The following is a 19,945-nucleotide window of genomic DNA, read 5'->3' as shown; positions in this document are numbered from 1 at the left end:
GGCGGGGTGTCAGTGGATGATGCCCGTCCGCAGGGCCACCGCGACCATGCCGGCGCGGTCGCCGGTGCCCAGCTTGCGGGCGATGCGGGCGAGGTGGCTCTTCACGGTCAGGGCGGAAAGCCCCATGGAGACACCGATGGCCTTGTTGGACTGGCCCTCGGCGACGAGCCGCAGGACCTCCACCTCGCGGCCGGACAGTTCGCGGTAGCCGCCCGGGTGGCTCGGGGTGCCGGGGGGCCGGCGGTGCATACGGGCGGCGGTGGCGCCGATGGGGGCGACGCCGGGACGGGCCGGGTGGCCGATGTTGGTACGGGTGCCGGTGACGACGTAGCCCTTGACGCCGCCCGCGAGGGCGTTGCGCACGGCGCCGATGTCGTCGGCGGCGGACAGGGCGAGGCCGTTGGGCCAGCCGGCGGCTCGGGTTTCGGACAGCAGGGTCAGCCCGGAACCGTCGGGCAGGTGGACGTCGGCTACGCAGATGTCGCGCGGGTTGCCGACGCGGGGACGGGCCTCCGCGATGGACGACGCCTCGATGACGTCACGAACTCCGAGTGCCCACAGATGGCGGGTGACGGTGGAACGGACGCGCGGGTCGGCCACGACGACCATGGCCGTCGGCTTGTTCGGGCGGTAGGCGACCAGGCTTGCGGGCTGCTCGAGGAGAACGGACACCAGGCCTCCTGGGGAGTGGCGGGACGGGCCGGCTCGGGGATGAAGCCGGGGCGAACCGTGCTTGAAGGGTCATTGACTCCTTCGGCAGCAGACCCCTGCTCCTTTAGGGGAAGATCACGATTTGTTGAGTAACAATTCGGGCAAATGGGGTGTTCGGTCGATCCGGGAGGGTGTTTTCCGCTGGCCGAAAGTGATCGCATGACACGGCGTCACGGAAAATCGCACGACCCGACGGCACGAAAAGCGGGGCGGCCCGGAGGCCGCCCCGCTCGTCCCGCTCACGGCGGGGCTACGGCCCCTGCGGGCCCCGGCGCTGTGGGAGCGTGACCACCGCCGCGTCGAGAGGGCCCGACGGCGGCAGGCCCGCGATCTGGCAGAGCAGGTCCCCCCACGCGACCAGGTGCGCCGCCGCGTCCGGCGCCCCGCCCAGGCCCTCGCGCGGGGTCCAGGAGGCCCGGATCTCGATCTGCGTCGCGGGGCGCCGGGTCTCCAGCGCGCCGAAGTAGTGCGAGCCCGCCATCGTGACGGTGCCGCCCGCCTCCCCGTAGAACAGGCCGCGGGCCTCCAGCGCGCCCGTCAGCCAGGACCAGCAGACCTCGGGGAGCAGCGGGTCGGCGGCCATCTCCGGCTCCAGCTCGGCCCGGACCAGGGTGACGAGCCGGAAGGCGCCCTGCCACGCCTCGTGGCCGGCCGGGTCGTGGAGCAGGACGAGCCGCCCGTCCGCGAGGTCGTCCTCGCCGTCGACGACCGCCGCCTCCAGCGCGTACGCGTGCGGGGCGAGCCGCTTCGGCGGCCGGGTCGGCTCCACCTCCAGCTCGGGACGGAGCCGCGCCGCGCGCAGCGCGTCCACCGCCGAACGGAACGCGGACGGGACGGCACCACCCTCCGCGCCGTCCGTGCCGTCAGCGCCATCGGATTGACCGGAGATGTGTCCCTGAGCCGCAGCCATGCGGGGAAGAGTAGGCGGAACGGGAGCTCCGCGCGCGGAAGGACACCCGTGCGGGGCCGGGCTCGTTGCCCACGCGTGCGAAGATTCTGTGCGTGAGTGCCAACGACCGCCCCTCCGGGCCGCAGACGAAGACTTCCGCCACCTACGACTCGGCGTTCCTCAAGGCGTGCCGGCGCGAGCCGGTCCCGCACACGCCGGTCTGGTTCATGCGCCAGGCGGGGCGCTCGCTGCCCGAGTACCTGAAGGTGCGCGAAGGCATCCCGATGCTCGAGTCCTGCGCGATGCCGGAGCTGGTCGCCGAGATCACGATGCAGCCCGTCCGCCGCCACAAGGTCGACGCCGCCGTCTACTACAGCGACATCGTCGTCCCGCTCAAGGCGATCGGCATCGACCTCGACATCAAGCCCGGCGTCGGCCCCGTGATCGCCGAGCCGATCCGCACCCGCGCCGACCTCGCCCGGCTGCGCGACCTGACCCCCGAGGACGTCCCGTACGTCACCGAGGCCGTCCGGCTGCTCACCGCCGAGCTGGGGGAGACCCCGCTGATCGGCTTCGCGGGCGCGCCGTTCACCCTCGCGAGCTACCTCGTGGAGGGCGGGCCCTCCCGCAACCACGAGCACACCAAGGCCATGATGTACGGCGACCCGGAGCTGTGGGCCGACCTGCTCGACCGGCTCGCCGAGATCACCGGCGCCTTCCTCAAGGTCCAGATCGAGGCGGGCGCCTCGGCCGTCCAGCTCTTCGACTCCTGGGTCGGCGCGCTGGCCCCCGCCGACTACCGGCGCTCCGTGCTGCCCGCCTCCGCGAAGGTCTTCGACGCCGTCGCCGGGTACGGCGTCCCCCGCATCCACTTCGGCGTCGGCACCGGGGAACTGCTCGGCCTGATGGGCGAGGCCGGGGCGGACGTCGTCGGCGTCGACTGGCGGGTGCCGCTCGACGAGGCCGCGCGCCGCGTCGGCCCCGGCAAGGCGCTCCAGGGCAACCTCGACCCGGCGGTGCTCTTCGCGCCGACCTCCGCGGTGGAGGCCAAGACCCGGGAGGTGCTGGACGCGGCCGCCGGTCTGGAGGGCCACATCTTCAACCTGGGCCACGGCGTCATGCCGAACATGGACCCGGACGCGCTCTCCCGCCTCGTCGAGTACGTCCACACCAGCACCGCCCGCTGAACCGCGCGGAGGCGGGCGCCGCTCAGTCGGTGCCCGCCTTCCGCAGCACCGACACGGTCTTGCGGGCCGCCACCAGGACCGGGTCCCAGACCGGCGAGAACGGCGGTGCGTAGCCCAGGTCCAGGGCGGTCATCTGCTCGACCGTCATCCGGGCGGTGAGCGCCACCGCCGCCACGTCCACCCGCTTGCCCGCGCCCTCGCGGCCCACGATCTGCACGCCGAGCAGCCGGCCCGTGCGGTACTCCGCGATCATCTTCACCGTCATCGGCCGTGCGTCCGGGTAGTAGCCGGCCCGGCTGGTCGACTCGATCGTCGCCGTGACGTACCGCAGGCCCACCGCCCGGGCGTCCTTCTCGCGCAGCCCGGTCCGCGCGATCTCCAGGTCGCACACCTTGCTCACCGCCGTACCCACCACGCCGGGGAACGTGCCGTAGCCGCCGCCGACGTTGGAGCCGATGACCTGGCCGTGCTTGTTGGCGTGCGTGCCGAGGGCGATGTGCCGGGTGTGGCCCGCCACCAGGTCCAGGACCTCCACGCAGTCGCCGCCCGCCCAGATGTTCTCGTGCCCCTGGACCCGCATGGCCAGGTCGGTGAGCAGCCCGCCGTGCGGCCCGAGCGGCAGTCCGGCCTCCCGGGCGAGCGCCGTCTCCGGCTCGACGCCGATGCCGAGCACCACGATGTCCGCCGGATAGCTCGCCCCGTCCGTGACGACCCCGGTGACCCGGCCGTCGTCGCCGGTCCGGATGGCGGTGACCGCCGCCCCGTTCACCGTGGTGATCCCGAGCCCGTCCATCGCGTCGTGGACCATGCGCCCCATGTCCGGGTCGAGCGTGGCCATCGGCTGCTCGCCCCGGTTGAGGACGGTCACCTCGAAGCCGCGCTTCAGCATCGCCTCGGCCATCTCGACGCCGATGTACCCCGCCCCGACGACGACCGCGCGCCGGCCCTCCGTCCGGTCCAGGCTGTCCAGCAGCGCCTGCCCGTCGTCCAGGGTCTGCACCCCGTGCACCCCGGCCGCGTCCATGCCGGGCAGGTCGGGGCGGACCGGGCGGGCCCCGGTGGCGATGACGAGCTTGTCGAACCCGGTCCAGTACCTCTCGCCGGACTCCCGGTCCAGGGCGCGCACCCGCCGCCCCGCCACATCGATCTCCGTCACCTCGGTGCGGGTGCGCAGGTCGATGTCGCGGGCCCGGTGCTCCTCGGGCGTACGGGCGATGAGGTCGTCCCGCTCGGTGACGTCGCCGCTGACCCAGTACGGGATGCCGCACGCGGAGTACGAGGTGAAGTGGCCCCGTTCGAAGGCGGTGATGCTCAGTTCGTCCGGGCCCTTGAGCCGCCGCGCCTGGGACGCGGCGGACATGCCCGCCGCGTCCCCTCCGATGACCACCAGTCGTTCCGCCGCCATGCCGGTCCCTCCGAACGTCTCCGAAAGGGCCCACGCTACGGCGCGGGCAGCCCCGGTGGCGTACTCACTCGCCCTTCGCGCCCCGGCGGCGGTGTAGCAGCCGCCACAGCACGGCCAGGAGGGCCGCCACGGCGAGGAACGGGGCCGCGGCGCCGACCGCCATCGCCAGCCAGCGCAGCATCGTCAGGAAGGCGTGCCAGCCCCCGGCGACGGCGTCCGGGAAGCCGGCGTCGTCGTCGGCCTCGGCCGCCGTCTCCGGCTCCACCAGGTCGAGCGTGACGGTCGCCAGCGTCGTACGGTCCTTCAGCGACGCCTGCTGCGCGAGCAGCGACTCCAGCTCGGCCTGACGGCTGCTCAGCTCCCCTTCCAGTGTGACCACATCGGCCAGTTTGTCGGCCCGGTCCATCAGCTCGCGGACCCGCGCCACGCTCGCCCGCTGGGTGGCGATCCGGCTGTCGGTGTCCACCACCTGATCGGTGACGTCCTTGGCCGCCGAGGTACGGGAGACCAGCTTCCCCGCCCCGGACAGCTCCCGCAGCACCTCGTCGTACGCCTCCTGCGGGACGCGCAGCACGAGGTGAGCGGACTCCCGCGTGGCGTCGATCCGCTCGGTGGTCTCCTTCTCGACCAGCCCGCCCGCGCCCTGCGCCGCCGCCCGGGCGTTGGCGGCCGCCTTCGACGTGTCCTTCACCTCGACGGAGAGCGATGCGGTGCGGATGACATGGGTCGCGGACGGTTTCGGGTTCTTACGTGTCCGCTCCGGCCGCTCCGCGTCGGCCGCCGGCGCACCGGCCTTGCCGCTCTTCTGCTGTTGCGCCCCGGCGACGCCCCGGTCGGCGCTCGCACTCGAATCCTCGCCGGACGCGCCGCAGCCGCTCAGCGCGAGCACGGCGGCCAGCAGCACGGCGGCCGGTCCGGACACGCGCCTGCCGGTGCGTACGAAAGGTGCTCCTCGCATAACTGTCCCCCCAGGACGGGTGATTGATGTCGGCGGTGGGACGTGCGAAAGGGTGCGCGCGGACCCGGTCATCCGGTTTCGAACCGGTCACGGTCGGGACTCGGAACCGGTTTGAGAGAGTGGAGCCATGCAGCCATCCACACACCGCGCGGACCGGGCCCCCCGCCATGTCGTCGTCATCGGCGGCGGCATCGCCGGACTCGCGGCCGCCCACCGGCTCGTCGGCGCCGGGCTGAGGGTCACCGTCCTGGAGGCGACCGACCGGCTCGGCGGCAAGCTCATGACCGGAGAGGTCGCCGGGGTCCGGGTCGACCTCGGCGCCGAGTCCATGCTCGCCCGCCGCCCGGAAGCCGTCTCCCTGGCCCGGGCCGTGGGCCTCGGTGACCGCCTCCAGCCGCCCGCCACGGCCACCGCCGCGCTGTGGACGCGCGACGCGCTGCGCCCGATGCCCAAGGGCCATGTGATGGGCGTCCCGGGCGACCCGTCCGTCCTGGGCGAGGTGCTGTCGGCCGAGGGGCTGGCCCGGATCGCCGAGGACCGCGAACTGCCCCCGGTGGCGGTCGGCGAGGACGTCGCGGTCGGCGCGTACGTCGCGGACCGGCTGGGGCGCGAGGTCGTGGACCGGCTGGTGGAGCCGCTGCTCGGCGGGGTGTACGCGGGCGACGCCTACCGGATCTCGATGCGCGCCGCCGTACCGCAGCTCTTCGAGGCCGCCCGGGAAGGCGGCTCCCTGCTCGACGGGGTCACCCGGCTCCAGGAGCGGGCCGCCGCCCGGCAGCAGACCGGGCCCGTCTTCCAGGGCATCGAGGGCGGCATCGGCACCCTGCCCGGGGCCGTGGCCGACGCCGTGCGCGCCGGGGGCGGCGAGATCCGCACCGAGACGCCCGTGCTGGGCCTGGCCCGTACCGCGGGCGGCTGGGACATCCGCACGGACACCGGGGTCGTCTCCGCCGACGGCATCGTCCTCGCCGTGCCCGCCTGGTCCGCCGCCACGCTGCTCGCCGCCGAGTCACCGGGGGCGTCGGCCGAGCTGGCCGGCGTCGAGTACGCGTCGATGGCACTGGTCACCATGGCGTTCCGGCGCTCCGACGTGACCGGCACGGCCTTCGACGGGCGCTCCGGCTTCCTCGTACCGCCGGTCGACGGGCACACCATCAAGGCCGCCACCTTCTCCACGCACAAGTGGCAGTGGGTCGCCGACGCGGCCCCGGACCTCTTCGTGCTGCGGACCTCGGTCGGCCGGTACGGCGAGGAGGAGCACCTGCACCGCGAGGACGTCGAGCTCGTCGGCGTATCGCTGCGCGACCTGGCCGCCGCGACCGGACTCACCGCCCACCCCGTCGCGACCGAGGTCACCAGGTGGATCGGCGGACTGCCGCAGTACCCGGTGGGCCACCTCACCCGGGTCGCCCGCATCCGCGACGAGGTCGCCAAGCTGCCCGCGCTGCGGGTGTGCGGCGCGGTGTACGACGGGGTCGGCATCCCGGCCTGCGTGGCGAGCGCCCACCGGGCGGCGGACGAGATCGCCGGGGACCTCGGAGGGGGTCCCACCGGGGAGATCATCGCCACGCCGACCCTGGTTCAGGGCACTCGGAGCGAGGCGGGACAATAGCCGTATGAGTGCACCCGAGACTGCGACATCAAGCAAGGCTCCGAACGCCGGCAAGAAGGCCAAGGACCTCAACGAGGTCATCCGCTACACGCTGTGGTCGGTCTTCAAGCTGCGCGACGTCCTGCCCGCCGACACGGACCGCGCGGCCGTGGCCGGTGAGGTCCAGGAGCTGTTCGACCAGCTCGCCGCGAAGGACATCACCATCCGCGGCACGTACGACGTCTCGGGCCTGCGCGCCGACGCCGACCTCATGATCTGGTGGCACGCGGAGACCGCGGACGAGCTCCAGGAGGCGTACAACCTCTTCCGCCGCACCCGGCTCGGCCGCCACCTGGAGCCGGTCTGGTCGAACATGGCGCTGCACCGCCCCGCCGAGTTCAACAAGTCGCACATCCCGGCGTTCCTCGCGGACGAGACGCCGCGCAACTACGTCAGCGTCTACCCCTTCGTGCGCTCGTACGACTGGTACCTGCTGCCCGACGAGGACCGCCGCCGCATGCTCGCGGACCACGGCAAGATGGCCCGCGGCTACCCCGACGTGCGCGCCAACACCGTCGCCTCGTTCTCGCTCGGCGACTACGAGTGGATGCTGGCCTTCGAGGCGGACGAGCTGTACCGCATCGTGGACCTGATGCGTCACCTCAGGGCCTCCGAGGCGCGGATGCACGTCCGCGAGGAGGTCCCCTTCTACACCGGCCGGCGCAAGTCGGTCGCGGACCTGGTGGCCGGGCTCGCGTAGCGAGCGGGCTTCCGACCACCCCAACCCGGAAGATCAGACGGCGGGCATACGGCACCTCGTGCCGTCCGCTGGTCCAGCGACACCGGGTTCGGCTCAGCGGTGCGGCGCGCTTCCCGCGCGCCGCACCGTTTGTCATTCGCGGCTGCCCAGCAGCTTCCGTCCGCCCGATCGGCTGGTCAGCGCCGCCCGCAGCGCCGGGTCGTCCACCGCGTCCACCCCGCGCACCGCGACCGTCACCAGCGTGTCGCCCGCCGCGCCGTCCCCCGGCACCGCGCACGCCGCCAGCAGCCGCCGCCCGTCCGGGGAGGCCCACGCGCCGTAGGGGTGCGCCTCGACCCGGGCTATGGCCAGGCACCCCAGGGTCAGGGCCAGCGGCAGCGCGAACCACACCGGCATCGGGGCCGTGCCCCCGCCGTCGGGCGCGAGCAGGGCGGCGGCGCCCAGCGCGGCCACCAGCAGCGCCGCCCCGCGCACCGCCCGCACCGCCGAGGCGACGTCCGCCCCGCGCGGGACCGCCAGACCGGCCGCGACGAGCCGGTCGGCCACCGCGCGTACGGCATCGGCCGCGGCGGCCGACGCGCGCACCGGCGCTATCGGCGACTGGCCCTCCGGCCCTATGGCCCGGATCACGGTACGTTCCACCTCGTCGCGGCCCTCGGGGTCCACGACCGTGGCCCACCCGGTGTGCGCCAGCAGCAGCCGGCGCCGCAGATGCATGGAGACCAGCGCCAGGTCGGCGACCCGGCCCGGCCCGCCCGCCAGGAACGCCGCCTCGTACAGCGTGAGTTGCCGTCCGCGCCCCCCGGTCGCGGCCACCGGCCGCCGGGCCGCGCGGGCACCGGCGAGACAGAGCCGGGCGCAGGAAAGACCCGCCGCACCCCATGCGACCAGCAGCAACAGAAACGGCACCATGCCGGTGTTCTATGCCAGGGCCGCCCGTGGCGCCATAGCTCGTCCAGTAAGTGGACGGCCGTCTCAGGAACTGCTGCCGCAGCTCGACCCGCCACCGCAGCTGGAACCGCCGCCGCAGCTGCTGCCGCCCCCGCAACTCGATCCGCCCCCACCGCAGCCGCTGCCGCCGCCACAGCTCGACCCGCCCCCGCAGCCCGAACCGCCGCCCCCACCGCAGCTGCTGCCCGAGGAGCTGCCGCAGCCGCCGCCCGGACTCGCCCCCGCACACCACACGGCCGGCGCGACCAGCAGCGCCGAGGAGCCGTACGGGGTGTACGAGGAGGCGGTGGGCCGGGTCCGGGCCGCCGCGATCAGGTGCGTCCGCAGCTCCGGGTCCGGGACGCCGCGCAGCCCCCGGGTCGCCACCAGGAACCCCGGATCGGTCCGGTGGGCGTGCGCGGCCCCGAACTCCGCCGCCGCCCTGCGCCCCGCCCGGGTGATCCGGGACCGGGCCACCGCCGCGCAGACCAGGCCGGACACGAAGCCGATGACGACGGCCGGGATCATCGCCACCGCGAACGGGTAGCTCCAGCCCGCACCGTCGTCGCCCTCCATGAACCGGGCGATGGCCATACCGATGGTGACCGGGCCGGACGCGAGACACAGAAGCGTCTGCAACAGGCCCCAGATGCGCCACCTGGCACTCGCCCCGGGCGGGGCCAGCAGTCCGCGCGCCGCGAGACCGTCGCCGGTCTCCTGCACCGCCGGATGCCGCATCACGGCCGCCCGCAGCGCCGGCAGCGCCCCGCTCGGCGCGGCCGCCAGCTCGTGCAGCACCGCCCGCTCCACCGGGTCGTAGGCGACCGGCCGGAGCACCGCCACGATGCCGGGCCCGCCGATGGCCAGCCGCCCGTCCGCGTGCATGGCGGCCAGCGCGGTGTCGACCACCCGGCCGGGCCCGCCGTTCAGGAACGCCACCTCGGACAGGTCGTGCGCCGGACCGCCCACCCCCGGCGGGACCGGGCCAGGCCGACGATCAGCACGGTGAACGAGGCGATCACCGCGAGCGTGAGGAACACCAGCATCCCGTCCATGCCGGTCACCGCCCCACCAGTACGGAGCGGGCGGCCCGGGCCAGCCGGGTCGCGCGGCCGGGCGGCCGGGGTGCGGCCCGGTCCCGCCACCACCGCGTCAGGCGGCGGCGGGCCGCGTCGTCCGCCGGGCGGCCCCCGATGAGCAGGTGCTCGGCGAAGTCCAGGGCGTCGCGCCGGTATCCCGCCGCCATGGGCCGCGCCCCGGCGTACGCGAGGAACGCGGCCCGGTAGCCGTCGCCCAGGATCTCCGGCAGCTCGGGCGCCACCTTGGCCACGACATCGGCGCGCTTCGCGGCCAGGGCCCGGCCCTGCACCCGGAGCCGGGCCGCGTCGAACCCCTCCGGCGCGGGTGTACCGGCGACCAGGGCGGACAGCAGGGCGGTCTCGGCCACCGCGACCCCGTCCCGTACGGACTCCGCGACCGCCGGGGCGGACGGCACCTCCCGGGCGGTCCAGGCGGCCGAGGCGCCCCCGCCCTTCTCCAGCACCCCACGGATCGCGTCCAGCTCGCCCGCCAGCTCACCGGCCGGCGGGAACGCCTCGTCCCGCTCCAGCAGCACCCCCGGCGGGTCCACCCGGGAGCGCAGCTCCGCCAGCACGTCGAGCACCGGGGCGGTCACCGGGTGGGCGTGCGTGTCGTGCCACACGCCGTCCTTCTCGACCCCGCCCGCCACATGCACGTACGCGATGGCCTCCACCGGCAGCCCGTCCAGCGCGGCCGCCGGGTCCTCGCCCCGGTTCACCCGGTTGGTGTGCAGATTGGCCACGTCGATCAGCAGCCGCACCCCGGTCCGCTCGACCAGCTCCGCCAGGAACTGCCCCTCGGTCAGCTCCTCGTCCGGCCAGGAGATGAGCGCCGCGATGTTCTCCAGCGCCAGCGGCACCGGCAGCGCGTCCTGCGCGATGCGCACGTTCTCGCACAGCACGTCCAGCGCCGCCCGGGTGCGCGGCACCGGCAGCAGATGACCCGCCTCCAGCACCGGCGACCCGGTGCGCGCCCCGCCCGCCCGTACGAAGGCGATGTGCTCGGTCACCAGCGGCGCGCCGAGCAGTGTCGCCCGGGCGGCGAGGTCCGCGAGCTTGCCCGGGTCGGGGCGGTCGGCGCCGCCGAGGCCCAGCGAGACGCCGTGCGGGATCACGGTGACCCCGCGCTCCCGCAGACGTACCAGGGAATCGGGCAGGTGGTCGGCGCAGAGGTTCTCCGCGACCGCCTCCACCCAGTCGATCCCCTCCAGCGCCTCCACCTCACCGGCGATCTCCGGCCGCCAGCCGATCCCGATACCCAGCCTCATACCGTCCCCCATGTCGCTTCCCCCTCGTTCCGTGCAGGGGTGATGGCCCCGGAGCGCGGTCCCGAATCCGGAAGGGGAGACGTTCAGAGCTTCATTTGAGGTTCCGCGGGCCCTCGCTCCGCTCAGCGGCGGCGCCGCAGCGCCGGATGGTCGGCGACCACCGTGCACGACCCCGGGGCGATCTCCGTGAAGCCCGCGTCCCGTACGACCGGCAGCCCGCTCACCGTCAGCTCCGCCCAGCGGCCCGGCTCCGCCGTGGCCACCGAGAGCGGGAACCCGGCCTCGCGCCACGCCTTGCGCTCCGTCTCCGACAGCTCCCACCAGGCGAGCTGCGCCCCGTGCCCGACCTGCGCCATCTCCTTCCCGGCCGACATGCCGAGGTCCGGGTTGAGCCAGAGCACCGGATGCGCCGGGTCGGGCGCGGCGGGCGGCTCCGGGTCGTCCAGGTCCGTGCCCGACACCTGGAGCTTGGCCAGCTCCTTCGGCCAGCCGTCCAGGGGGACCGGCGGGAAGACCCGCACCTCCGCCTCCTCGCCCGTCACCGTGATCCCGGGCAGGGCCGACGCCTTGCGCCACTCCGCGCCCCGGGCCCGCCGGACCACCTTGCGGATGCGGGCGTCCTGCCAGTCCCGCATCACCCGCGCCCACTCGCCCTCGCCCACCGACCGCTCGTCGGACAGCATCACGAGCACCGCGCGGGCGGCCGTGCGCAGGGCGTCGGTGCGGGCCGGGGGCGCGGCCTTCTCGATGTGCACCACCAACGGCAGTACGTACTGCGGTGCTTCGTCCCGGTCCGTGCGCTCGGACCGGAAGGGGCTGTCCACCGGCACGGAGGCCGGCTCGGCGGACGGGGACGCGGGGATGTCGTTGCTGCTCACCCGCCCAGTCTGCCAGCCGCCCCGGACACCGTTCTTGGCGGAACGGAGGGCTCCGGGCGAGGATGCCGTCCATGAAGAGCGATCTCTTTTCCAGCGAGCACATGGCCGAGCAGGCGACCGTCCCCGGGATGACCCTCCAGAACGCCAAGTCCATCAAGTACGCCGTCAACGGGGAGATGCACGCCCGCCAGGGATCGATGGTCGCCTTCCGCGGGAACCTCCAGTTCGAGCACAAGAGCCAGGGCATTGGCGGCCTCCTCAAGCGGGCGGTCACCGGCGAGGGGCTGCCGCTGATGGCCGTGCGCGGCCAGGGCGAGGCGTGGTTCGCGCACGAGGCCGCGAACTGCTTCATCGTGGAGATGGAACAGGGCGACGCCCTCACCATCAACGGCCGCAACGTCCTGTGCTTCGACGCCTCGCTCGCGTACGAGATAAAGACCGTCAAGGGCGCCGGGATGGCCGGCGGCGGCCTCTTCAACAGCGTCTTCACCGGCCACGGCAAGCTGGGCCTGATGTGTGACGGGTATCCCATCGTCATCCCCGTCACCCCGCAGCAGCCGGTCTTCGTGGACACGGACGCCGTCGTCGGCTGGAGCGCCCAGCTGAACACCTCGCTGCACCGCTCGCAGAGCGTCGGCTCGATGATCCGGGGCGGTTCGGGCGAGGCCGTCCAACTGCGCCTGGACGGGCAGGGGTTCGTGATCGTACGGCCCAGCGAGCTGAAGCCCGAGAAGGCGTCGTCCCACTGAGCACCGGTACGGAGGTCCTGCGGCTGCGGGGAGCCGGGCGGCGGTACGGGCTCACCACAGGCCCCTGGGTGCTGCGCGGGCTCGACCTCGTCCGCGTCGAGGGCGCCAACGGCACCGGCAAGTCCACCCCGCCGCCGTGACGGCCGCCGCGTTCGCGCTCGTCTGCCGGCTCACTTCGGTACGGGGCTGAGTAGGCTCGTACGTATGAGTGAGGAATCGGGGCCCTACTGCGAGACGCCGCCCGCCGAGTCGCCGGAGCGGGCCGAGGGGCCGCCGTACGCCGAGTGCGTGCTGTGCCGGAAGCCGACCGAATACGCCGAGTCGGTCAAGGGGATCACGCTGTGCCCGGTGTGCGAGTGGCAGGAGGCCCAGCGCACGGCCTGCTCGGGGTGAGCCCGTTCAGCCGGCCATCAGCTCGGACACCTTGACGAAGCGGTATCCGCGCTTCCGTAGCTCCGGCACGACCTGGCGGACCGCGTCGGCGGTGACCGGCGCCGCGCTGCGGGTGCAGTGCATGACGACCAGCGAGCCGGACCGCACCCCGTCGAGCACCTGCTCGGCGACCGCGTCCGCGTCCGTCGCGAAGGCGTCGCCGCTGACGACGTCCCACTGCACGGCGGTCACCTTCTCCGGCCCGAGGGCGCGCAGCGTGGCGTCGTCGTAACAGCCGCCGGGGAAGCGGAAGTACGGCACCACATTGCGGGCGCCGGCCGCCCGGATCGCCCCGAAGGCCCGCTGGACCTCCTCGCGCACCGTGCCCTCCTCCACCGTCGGCAGCCCGTAGCAGGGCGTGGTGAACGCGTAGTGGCTGTAGGAGTGGTTGCCGATCTCGAAGAGGGGGTCGGTGCCGATGGAGCGGGCCTGGTCCGGATACTCCTCGGCCCAGCGCCCGGTCATGAACACCGTCGCGGGCACCTTCAGGCGGCGCAGCAGGGCGATCAGTTCCGGGTTGTCGAAGTGCTCACCGGCCGCCGCGCGCGGCCCCTCGTCGGCCGTCATGTCGGCGTCGAAGCTCAGCGCGACGACCTTCGCGGCGCGCTGCGGCCCGCGCATGAAGACGGGAGTCAGGCCGCCGGGGCCGGGGGCCATGGCGGGGGGCTTTCTCGCGGGCTTCTCCGTGGCGTGCGGGGCGGGCGGCCGTTCGACGGCGGTACGCGTCGGCTGGGCCTGGCCGCAGCCGACGAGTACCGCACCCAGCACCCCCAGTGCGGCTGCCTTATGCGTAAATCCGATCATTTCCGGAAGGTAGCCGACCGGCCGGAGGGTGCGCGGGGGCGGCGCGCTAGACCGGCGGCGCCCCACGCAGATGGCGCATCAGCTGTTCCAGGGCCGCCCAGCTCTCGGCGGTCTCGCCGTCGCCGAGCGGGTAGTAGTAGCCCGGTCGGCCCCCGGGACCCACCCGCACCGGCGCCGCCTCGAGCGGAGTCCGCGAGGCGGTGTCGCGCCCCACCTCGGCCACCTCGGCGGAGCCGAGTGCGAAGGAGTACGGGAGCGGGGGGCGTTCGAAGCGGGGCGGGGCGTTCAGGTCGCGGCGGCCCTCGGCCAGCTGGCACAGCATGGTCCGCAGCCCGTGCCGGGTCACCAGCTCGTCGGCGAGCCCCGGCAGCGCGTCCAGGGCCGGTGACTCGTCGGGGCCGTAGCCGAGGACGAGGGTGATGTCCTCCTCCACCCCGTCCGAGGTGCGGTTCACCTGGAGCGTGGCGACGGCGGGGCGGTCCGGGCTGCCCACGGCCACCAGCCAGGTCGGCCGGGGCGCGCGCTCGTACGCCAGGTCGGTCAGCCGCCGCCGCGACCAGGTGAGCCCTGCGGGCTCCGAGGTCCCCCAGCCGGCCGGGGGCGCGCCGGTCAGCGCCTCCCAGGCGGCCTCCAGGGCGCCGCCGAGCACAAGGTCGGCGGTGGGGCGGTGCACGGTCCGGAGCGAGATGACGAGCTGCCGCTCACCGGCGGGCCCGGCCTCGGTGAACGCCTCCGCCACCGGGGTCTGCCCGTCCTCGCGGCGGTCCGGTGCGAACGTGTCGTCCTGCCAGCGGAGTACGGCGCCGGTCAGCCCGTCGTAGTAGCCGCAGCGCTCGTCCTGGACGACCCAGCGGGAGGAGGTGGACTGGAGCAGCAGCCGCGTCGGCAGGGAGAGCGTGCAGTGGGGCGGGGTGACGATCTGGAGCGACCGCTCGCTCTCCACGGTGGCCCGCAGCGCCTCCGTCAGCCAGCTCGTCATGGGGACGACCGGGCGGTCCTGGAGGACGACGGCCGCCTTGTCGGTGAGCATGTCGACGGCGGGCTGCGCGGCGGCGGGGGAGGGCACGGCCGTGATGCCCGAGACGTCGAGGGGCGGGCGGCGCCGGTGGTGCCGGGGGCGTCGGCCGGCCAGACCCTGCCGCCGAGCAGCAGCGTGAGCCGCGCGGCGAAGGCCCCGGCCAGCTCCTCGGCCCGGTCCACCCCGGCGGCGGCCCGCGCCTCGACCCACCACCAGGGCCCGTCCCCCTCCGGCGCGGCCTCCGCCCCGAGCAGCCGCACGGCCTCCCCGGGCACCTGGATCAACAGCGGCACCTCCACGGACACGAGCGGCCGCCCCTCGTCGTCGCACAGCTGCACGACGGCCCCTTCCCCGGTCGTCCCCACCCGCAGGTCGGGCCCGCCGGCGAGCAACCCGGCCAGCACACTGAGCGAGTCGGGCATCCGCCGGGTGAGTGCGACGACGTCCTGGGTCATGCGGGGTCCTTTGGGTGTGGTGGGGTTCGATGACGCGGACCTGGCCGCCGCGCTCGGCGATCCAGGCCACGATGTCGGGGCCGGTGAGCTTCCGGGTGCCCTCGCCGCCGACCACCGTGACCGGCCCGAAGGCCGTGCCGGTAAGGCCGCGTACGAGCGTGGTGTCGTCCACGGTGACCTTGAACGTGTTGTGGAACAGGACGGCGTCCGTCAGGTCCGCGCCCCGCAGGTCGACGTGGTGCAGCGAGGCGCCCATGATGCGCGCCCCGCGCAGGCTCGCCCCCGACGCGTCGACATCGTGGAGTGACGCCCTGACCATGTCGGCCCGGTCGAGCCGGGCGGACCGGAGCACGGCCCTGTCGAGCTTGGTCCGGACGAGGTCGGCCCCGACCAGATTCGCCCCGGTCAGGTTCGCCCCGCTGAGGTCCGCACGGTAGAAGGACGCCGACTCGAATTCCACGCCCGCCAGCACCGTGTCGATGAGCCACGCGCCGGAGAAGTCGCCGTCCGAGAGACCGGCGCCCCGGAAGTCGTGCCCGATGCCGTACAGGGCGTAACTCGCGTCATCGAGCCATTCTCTGAGCTGCCGCGCCGCCGCCGGGTCGGCGGGGAACGCGGCAGGCTGCCAGGGAACCGACTCGCTGGACGGCGTCTCCGTCACCGCGAGCCTTCGAACGCCTCGCGGACTTCCGTCCGTACGCGCTCGACGCGGTCGTGTTCCTGGTCCAATCGGTCCTCTTCCTCGAACTAGCCCGGGGGCATCGGCTGTTCCGGCGCATCGCCGAACAGATAGTCGTACATGTCCCGAAGGTAGGCGTGCAGGGTCTCCCGGTCGGGGAACTCGATGTCGGTCAGCCGTTCGTACTCGGCGGGGCCGAAGTTCTCATCTGCCATGATCTGCTCGAATCCGGAGCGGATCAAGTCAATGTAGGAGTCGCTGAAGCTCCACAACGTGGGCCTCAAGTCGCCCAGGATTTCATATCCGCGCTCAAGATCGAGTTGAGTTCTGAAGAAATTTCTGAAGTCCGGGTCCGTTTGAATCGGCTCGCTCAAGGCGTACCTACCGCCGGTCGGCGCGGCGGGATCACCTGAACCTGCCCGCCGCGCGCACTGATCCAGGCTTCGAGTTCCGCACCGCCCACTTGGTGCGAGGAGTCGTCGCTGATGACGGCGATCGGCCCGAATACCGTGCCCGTCAAGCCGCGAAGAACTGTAGTGTCGTCGACCTTGATCTCGAAGTAGTTCTCCTCGACCACGGCATCGGACAGGTCGCTGCCCCTCATGTCGGTGTCGAGCAACTCCGCACCGATGAAACGTGTTCCGCGAAAACTGGCTCCCCTTGCGTCCGCGTCGGACAACGAGGCCCCGACCATGTCCGCTCCGTCAAGCACTGCCGACCGGAGAACGGCCTTGTCAAGGTTCGTCTTCACCAGGTCCGCCGCCGTCAGGTCCGCGCGTGTCAGGTCCGCCGACTGGAGATCGGCACGGTAGAAGGAAGCTCCGACGAGCCGTACACCGACGAGGATGGCGTCGGTGAACCAGCAATTCGAGAAATCCCCACCCGAGAGGTCCGCGCCCCGGAAATCTCGTTCCATCCCGTTGAAGTTGTAGCAGGCGTTGCCGAGCCACTTCTCCAGCCGACGGGCTGCATCCGCCTCGACAGGGAAAATGGCTGGGCTCCAGCTCCGAGGAATATCGGCTGGCATGATCACCTGTATATATTGGTGAGGGTGGGAGTCGCTCGCGACAGGTCTATTCGGGAGGCAGCGGCTGTTCCGGTGCGTCGTTGAAGAGGTAGTCGTACATTTCCCGCAGGTAGGTGTGCAGTGTCTCCTTGTCGGGAAACTCGATATTGGTGAGTCGCTCGTATTCTGCGGGTCCGAAATTTTCGTCCGACATGATCTGCTCGAAACCCGAGCGGATGAAATCCACGTAGGAATCTCTGAAGCTCAACAAGGTGGGCCTCAGTTCGCCGGTGTTCTCGTATCCCCGCTCGAGATCAAGGTGAGCGCTGAAGAAGTTCCTGAAGCGCGGGTCGGATGTAATGTCCACTGCGGGTTTGCTCCTCATGGATAGCGGCCGGGTGCAGGATTGGCGTACATGGTGTGCAGGCGGTATTTTCCGTTGGGCATCAAATGGTAAACCGGTCGAATGGTTCCGCCTTCGAAGTCAACTGGTTTGAATTTGTCGATGTTGGCAGGGTCGCGATAATAGCCTGTGAACCTGTCGTAGGCGTCGGGGCCGAGTACATCCTCGATCGGTGTCTCTATCGCATCTTCGCCTGTCCGTTCCATCTCGGCGCGGAAGTATGCGTCGGCGCGCACCATGTCTTCTGCGTTGTCAAAGCGTGTTGCGAATGCGCCGACCCGGTGAGCGCGCCCACTCACACCATCCGTAGTCGTGCCGGTCAACGGGTCGATGTTGTTTTCGGACTTGACGAGTCCTGGGTAGGCCGAGTTCGGCCCGTACATCTTCGGGTTCCCGTTGCTATCGCGGAGCACCGTGCCCAGTCGGTCCACGAGGGCCTGGTCGTCCGGGGTGAGATGGCGGCCTGGTGCGTGGCCCTCGCCGCCCTGTCGATCGTCCAGTTCCTTGATGCGCTCGGCAACCTTGGGGTCCACCGGTTTCCCGGCAGCGGTGGTGTCAGTCGCGCCATCCTGGCTGCTTGTGTCAGAGCCGTTGGCATCATGGTGAGACCCGCTTGACGCCGTGCTGTCGGTGTCGCCGCCGCCCGGCGTCTCGCCGCCGTCGCCGTGGCCGGTCGGTTCGTGGCTGCCGTGGCCACCGCTGCCATGGCCCCACCCCCGTGGCTCGCAGGCGTATGCGACCCTCCACCCCCGCCCGACCCCGTCGGATGCTCCGTCACATGCCCGCCCGTGGACGGGGTCGTGTGGTGCGTCGTGCCCTCCGGCGAGGAGTGCGGCGGCTTCGCGGAGTTCTCCACGCGGCTCGGGCCCCCCGCGCCCTCCAGGACCTTCCCGTGGTCCGGGACGCGCTCGTGCGTGTCCGGGAGTTCGTTCTTGTGGGGCTCCGGGACCGGCTCGGTGTCCGGCACGGGGTTGCCGTGTTCGTCGCGGATGACCGCGTCGTCGCCGACCACGCGGGGGTTGCCGTTGTGGTCGGTGTAGTGGAAGCCGGGGGTCTCGGTCGTCGGGTGCGGGGCCGTGCCGGACGGGGCCGTACGGGCCATGTCGTCCACGCCCGCGGAGCCCGCCCTCAGGCTCTCCATCAGGTCGCCGACCTTGATCTTGGTGACGCCCGCCGCCTTGCCGAGGTAGCTCATCGGGTCGACCAGCGTGCCCGCCCTGCCCGCCACCGACGCCGCGTCCGCGACCACGCCCAGCTTGCCGGCCTTGCCCAGCTTCAGCAGCGAACCGGAACCGATGGTCACCACGTTGAACAGCACCGAACCGAAGGCGCGTGACGGGTCGTGGCCCCACTCGTCCCACGCGACCAGCGACTTGCCGAAGTTGCGCAGGGCCGCCTTCTGGCGGTCGCTGTCGCTGTGGTCCGCCGGGCCGAACATCTTGTCCATCGCCCAGTCGTACGGCGTCATGATGTACGCGCTGATGCCGCCGAAGACGTCCCCGATGCCCGACCAGGTCTTCTTGAAGTTGTCCCAGTCGAAGACGTTGACCATGCTGCCGAGGCCCTTGATCGTGCCCCAGACGCCGTCGACGAAGAAGCCCTTCAGCGCACCGCCGACGTTGTCCTTCGTCCACTCCCACGCGGCCCGCAGGCCCGTGTACTCGCGCTCGTCCACCGTGCCCCACGGCGTCTCACCGGCGTCCTTGACGTCGTCCGCCTTGAAGCCGTACATCCCGGCCTTGTGCGAACCGTCGTCCACGACGAAGTGCGTCCCGCCCACCAGCGCCGTGATCTTGTTGGCCGCGTCGCGCTCGGCGCCCTGGAAGGCCACCCACGTCGTGCCGACCTCGTGGACCAGGCGGGCGTTCTCGTCGATCTTGTCCTGGTCCTGCTGCCAGTCGTCGTCCCTGTTCTCCGCGACGAACCGCGCCGCGTCCTCCCGGAGCCGGTTCATCCGGGCCACTAGCGGCCGGGCCGCCGTCGCGAAACCCGAGAGCGCCCCGCTCACCGACTCCAGCTTGTCCGCGAACGCGTCCGCCTTGTCCCGTACCGGAATCGTGGAGTCGAGCAACTCCTCCTGCTCCGGGGCGTCATAGACCGGGTCCAGCGCCTGGAAGGCCTTGTGGACGTCCTTGCCCGTGGTGCGGATGTCGGAGGCGGTCGTCTTCAGCGTGGCCGCGTGCTTCTCCAGGGCCTCCAGATTGCCGGTGAAGAAGGGGACCTTCGCCAGGTCGATCACTTCTTGGGACCCTTCCCCTTCAGCTCCTCCGGGGTCGGCGCCTTGGAGTACTGCTCCTGCTTGTTCTTGGCCATGTCCAGATCGCCCGCGAGGTACGCCTCAGTGGCGAGCCGCGCCCCCGTCATGGACTTCGCCGCCCGCACCGGAAGGAACTTGAGGTCGTCGAGCGTGTGCTCCTGGAACTCCTGCAACGCCTGGGCCACCGGCCCGAACGCGCCCCCCTTAGGGATCTCGGTCCCGCCCAGCACCATCGTGCCCGCCGAGGTCGCCGACCCCACCAGGTCGTCGTTGTAGGAGGTGAACTCCTTCTCGAACTCCCCGCCGACCTCGGCGGTATTCTTCAGGACTCGACGAACCCCGTCCGGGTCGATGTCCCACTTGGTCACGGTGCCCCCCCCGTCAAGAATCGCTTCCGCTGAGCGTCCGGGCGCCGGCGCGCCGAAGCGCGGGCGCACCGAAGCACACCCCGCCATCCTGCACCGGCACACCCGGATGGATCAAACC

20 protein-coding genes and 3 pseudogenes are annotated in these 19,945 nt (G+C 72.4%); 6 read left to right on the top strand and 17 right to left on the bottom strand.

The genetic code is table 11. The features are described 5' to 3' along the window. Positions 1–9: 9 nt before the first annotated feature. Positions 10–672, bottom strand: a complete 663-nt coding sequence (locus NEH16_RS05810) for a helix-turn-helix transcriptional regulator (RefSeq protein ID WP_018100712.1) — start codon at positions 670–672, stop codon at positions 10–12. 289 nt (positions 673–961) lie between these two features. Then, positions 962–1,621, bottom strand: coding sequence for a DUF3000 domain-containing protein (locus NEH16_RS05805; RefSeq protein ID WP_265539805.1), 660 nt, complete (start codon positions 1,619–1,621; stop codon positions 962–964). A gap of 92 nt (positions 1,622–1,713) precedes the next feature. On the opposite strand from NEH16_RS05805, the gene hemE reads away from it, so the two are divergent. Next, positions 1,714–2,787, top strand: coding sequence for a uroporphyrinogen decarboxylase (hemE, locus tag NEH16_RS05800; protein ID WP_265539803.1), 1,074 nt, complete (start codon positions 1,714–1,716; stop codon positions 2,785–2,787). Positions 2,788–2,809: 22 nt separating this feature from the next. Here hemE and NEH16_RS05795 read toward each other — a convergent pair whose 3' ends face one another. Further along, complete coding sequence (locus tag NEH16_RS05795; RefSeq protein WP_265539802.1) at positions 2,810–4,192, bottom strand: FAD-dependent oxidoreductase; 1,383 nt, start codon at positions 4,190–4,192, stop codon at positions 2,810–2,812. 64 nt (positions 4,193–4,256) lie between these two features. Next, the gene (locus NEH16_RS05790) at positions 4,257–5,150 is read right to left on the bottom strand and encodes a DUF4349 domain-containing protein (protein WP_265539799.1); all 894 of its coding nucleotides are present in this window, start codon (positions 5,148–5,150) and stop codon (positions 4,257–4,259) included. Positions 5,151–5,277: 127 nt separating this feature from the next. On the opposite strand from NEH16_RS05790, the gene hemG reads away from it, so the two are divergent. Then, entirely contained in the window at positions 5,278–6,762 is a 1,485-nt protein-coding gene (gene hemG, locus NEH16_RS05785) for a protoporphyrinogen oxidase (protein WP_265539797.1), read from the top strand. Positions 6,763–6,766: 4 nt separating this feature from the next. Continuing rightward, a complete protein-coding gene (hemQ, locus tag NEH16_RS05780; RefSeq protein WP_073966130.1) occupies positions 6,767–7,501 on the top strand; it encodes a hydrogen peroxide-dependent heme synthase in 735 nt (244 codons plus the stop codon). Positions 7,502–7,633: 132 nt separating this feature from the next. On the opposite strand, the gene NEH16_RS05775 is transcribed toward hemQ, so the two are convergent. The 4 genes and pseudogenes from NEH16_RS05775 to NEH16_RS05760 form a co-directional block, all read right to left on the bottom strand. Next, entirely contained in the window at positions 7,634–8,413 is a 780-nt protein-coding gene (locus NEH16_RS05775) for a TIGR04222 domain-containing membrane protein (RefSeq protein ID WP_265539791.1), read from the bottom strand. A 63-nt stretch (positions 8,414–8,476) separates the two neighbouring features. Further along, positions 8,477–9,576: pseudogene (locus NEH16_RS05770) on the bottom strand (TIGR04222 domain-containing membrane protein). Further along, positions 9,492–10,778, bottom strand: coding sequence for a DUF692 domain-containing protein (locus NEH16_RS05765; protein ID WP_265539789.1), 1,287 nt, complete (start codon positions 10,776–10,778; stop codon positions 9,492–9,494). The pseudogene NEH16_RS05770 and the gene NEH16_RS05765 overlap by 85 nt, the downstream one beginning before the upstream one ends. A 122-nt stretch (positions 10,779–10,900) precedes the next feature. Continuing rightward, positions 10,901–11,656 carry a peptidyl-tRNA hydrolase gene (locus NEH16_RS05760; protein ID WP_265539787.1) on the bottom strand — a complete coding sequence of 252 codons (756 nt, stop codon included), beginning with the start codon at positions 11,654–11,656 and terminating at the stop codon, positions 10,901–10,903. Between the two features lie 71 nt (positions 11,657–11,727). On the opposite strand from NEH16_RS05760, the gene NEH16_RS05755 reads away from it, so the two are divergent. Together NEH16_RS05755 and NEH16_RS05750 are read left to right on the top strand one after the other, a co-directional pair. Then, positions 11,728–12,405 carry an AIM24 family protein gene (locus NEH16_RS05755; protein ID WP_161206685.1) on the top strand — a complete coding sequence of 226 codons (678 nt, stop codon included), beginning with the start codon at positions 11,728–11,730 and terminating at the stop codon, positions 12,403–12,405. Positions 12,406–12,609: 204 nt separating this feature from the next. Beyond that, the gene (locus tag NEH16_RS05750) at positions 12,610–12,798 is read left to right on the top strand and encodes a hypothetical protein (protein ID WP_265539785.1); all 189 of its coding nucleotides are present in this window, start codon (positions 12,610–12,612) and stop codon (positions 12,796–12,798) included. 6 nt (positions 12,799–12,804) lie between these two features. On the opposite strand, the gene NEH16_RS05745 is transcribed toward NEH16_RS05750, so the two are convergent. Together NEH16_RS05745 and NEH16_RS05740 are read right to left on the bottom strand one after the other, a co-directional pair. Further along, positions 12,805–13,641, bottom strand: a complete 837-nt coding sequence (locus tag NEH16_RS05745; protein WP_265539783.1) for a polysaccharide deacetylase family protein — start codon at positions 13,639–13,641, stop codon at positions 12,805–12,807. Between the two features lie 46 nt (positions 13,642–13,687). Next, a pseudogene (locus tag NEH16_RS05740) lies at positions 13,688–15,114 on the bottom strand (DUF6177 family protein). A gap of 19 nt (positions 15,115–15,133) precedes the next feature. Here NEH16_RS05740 and NEH16_RS05735 point away from each other — a divergent pair. Then, a complete protein-coding gene (locus NEH16_RS05735) occupies positions 15,134–15,421 on the top strand; it encodes a hypothetical protein (protein ID WP_265539780.1) in 288 nt (95 codons plus the stop codon). On the opposite strand, the pseudogene NEH16_RS05730 reads toward NEH16_RS05735, so the two are convergent. From NEH16_RS05730 to NEH16_RS05700, 7 genes and pseudogenes are all read right to left on the bottom strand, one after another. Beyond that, positions 15,377–15,775 (bottom strand): annotated as a pseudogene (locus NEH16_RS05730) (pentapeptide repeat-containing protein); the annotation flags it as partial. The gene NEH16_RS05735 and the pseudogene NEH16_RS05730 overlap by 45 nt on opposite strands. Positions 15,776–15,861: 86 nt before the next feature. Next, on the bottom strand, positions 15,862–16,167 hold the full coding sequence (locus NEH16_RS05725; protein ID WP_265539779.1) for a hypothetical protein: 306 nt from the start codon (positions 16,165–16,167) through the stop codon (positions 15,862–15,864). Beyond that, complete coding sequence (locus NEH16_RS05720; protein ID WP_265539777.1) at positions 16,164–16,820, bottom strand: pentapeptide repeat-containing protein; 657 nt, start codon at positions 16,818–16,820, stop codon at positions 16,164–16,166. The genes NEH16_RS05725 and NEH16_RS05720 overlap by 4 nt, the downstream gene beginning before the upstream one ends. Positions 16,821–16,866: 46 nt before the next feature. Beyond that, on the bottom strand, positions 16,867–17,166 hold the full coding sequence (locus tag NEH16_RS05715) for a hypothetical protein (protein ID WP_265539776.1): 300 nt from the start codon (positions 17,164–17,166) through the stop codon (positions 16,867–16,869). Between the two features lie 14 nt (positions 17,167–17,180). After that, complete coding sequence (locus NEH16_RS05710; protein WP_265539774.1) at positions 17,181–17,525, bottom strand: hypothetical protein; 345 nt, start codon at positions 17,523–17,525, stop codon at positions 17,181–17,183. Next, positions 17,522–19,441, bottom strand: a complete 1,920-nt coding sequence (locus NEH16_RS05705) for a hypothetical protein (RefSeq protein WP_265539772.1) — start codon at positions 19,439–19,441, stop codon at positions 17,522–17,524. The genes NEH16_RS05710 and NEH16_RS05705 overlap by 4 nt, the downstream gene beginning before the upstream one ends. Beyond that, entirely contained in the window at positions 19,438–19,827 is a 390-nt protein-coding gene (locus NEH16_RS05700; RefSeq protein WP_265539770.1) for a DUF6507 family protein, read from the bottom strand. The genes NEH16_RS05705 and NEH16_RS05700 overlap by 4 nt, the downstream gene beginning before the upstream one ends. Between the last annotated feature and the right edge of the window lie 118 nt (positions 19,828–19,945).

The organism is Streptomyces drozdowiczii, assembly GCF_026167665.1.
Classification (GTDB): Bacteria; Actinomycetota; Actinomycetes; order Streptomycetales; family Streptomycetaceae; genus Streptomyces; species Streptomyces drozdowiczii_A.
The sequence above is the reverse complement of the archived record's forward strand: the minus strand, read 5'-3'. Positions and strand labels throughout refer to the sequence as shown.

Bases quoted from the DNA above. Each gene is read 5' to 3' on its own strand.
- NEH16_RS05805 (WP_265539805.1), bottom strand. From the start codon at position 1,621: ATGGCTGCGGCTCAGGGACACATCTCCGGTCAATCCGATGGCGCTGAC.
- NEH16_RS05795 (WP_265539802.1), bottom strand. From the start codon at position 4,192: ATGGCGGCGGAACGACTGGTGGTCATCGGAGGGGACGCGGCGGGCATG.
- NEH16_RS05790 (WP_265539799.1), bottom strand. From the start codon at position 5,150: ATGCGAGGAGCACCTTTCGTACGCACCGGCAGGCGCGTGTCCGGACCG.
- hemG (WP_265539797.1), top strand. From the start codon at position 5,278: ATGCAGCCATCCACACACCGCGCGGACCGGGCCCCCCGCCATGTCGTC.
- hemQ (WP_073966130.1), top strand. From the start codon at position 6,767: ATGAGTGCACCCGAGACTGCGACATCAAGCAAGGCTCCGAACGCCGGC.
- NEH16_RS05775 (WP_265539791.1), bottom strand. From the start codon at position 8,413: ATGGTGCCGTTTCTGTTGCTGCTGGTCGCATGGGGTGCGGCGGGTCTT.
- NEH16_RS05765 (WP_265539789.1), bottom strand. From the start codon at position 10,778: ATGAGGCTGGGTATCGGGATCGGCTGGCGGCCGGAGATCGCCGGTGAG.
- NEH16_RS05755 (WP_161206685.1), top strand. From the start codon at position 11,728: ATGAAGAGCGATCTCTTTTCCAGCGAGCACATGGCCGAGCAGGCGACC.
- NEH16_RS05750 (WP_265539785.1), top strand. From the start codon at position 12,610: ATGAGTGAGGAATCGGGGCCCTACTGCGAGACGCCGCCCGCCGAGTCG.
- NEH16_RS05745 (WP_265539783.1), bottom strand. From the start codon at position 13,641: ATGATCGGATTTACGCATAAGGCAGCCGCACTGGGGGTGCTGGGTGCG.
- NEH16_RS05720 (WP_265539777.1), bottom strand. From the start codon at position 16,820: ATGCCAGCCGATATTCCTCGGAGCTGGAGCCCAGCCATTTTCCCTGTC.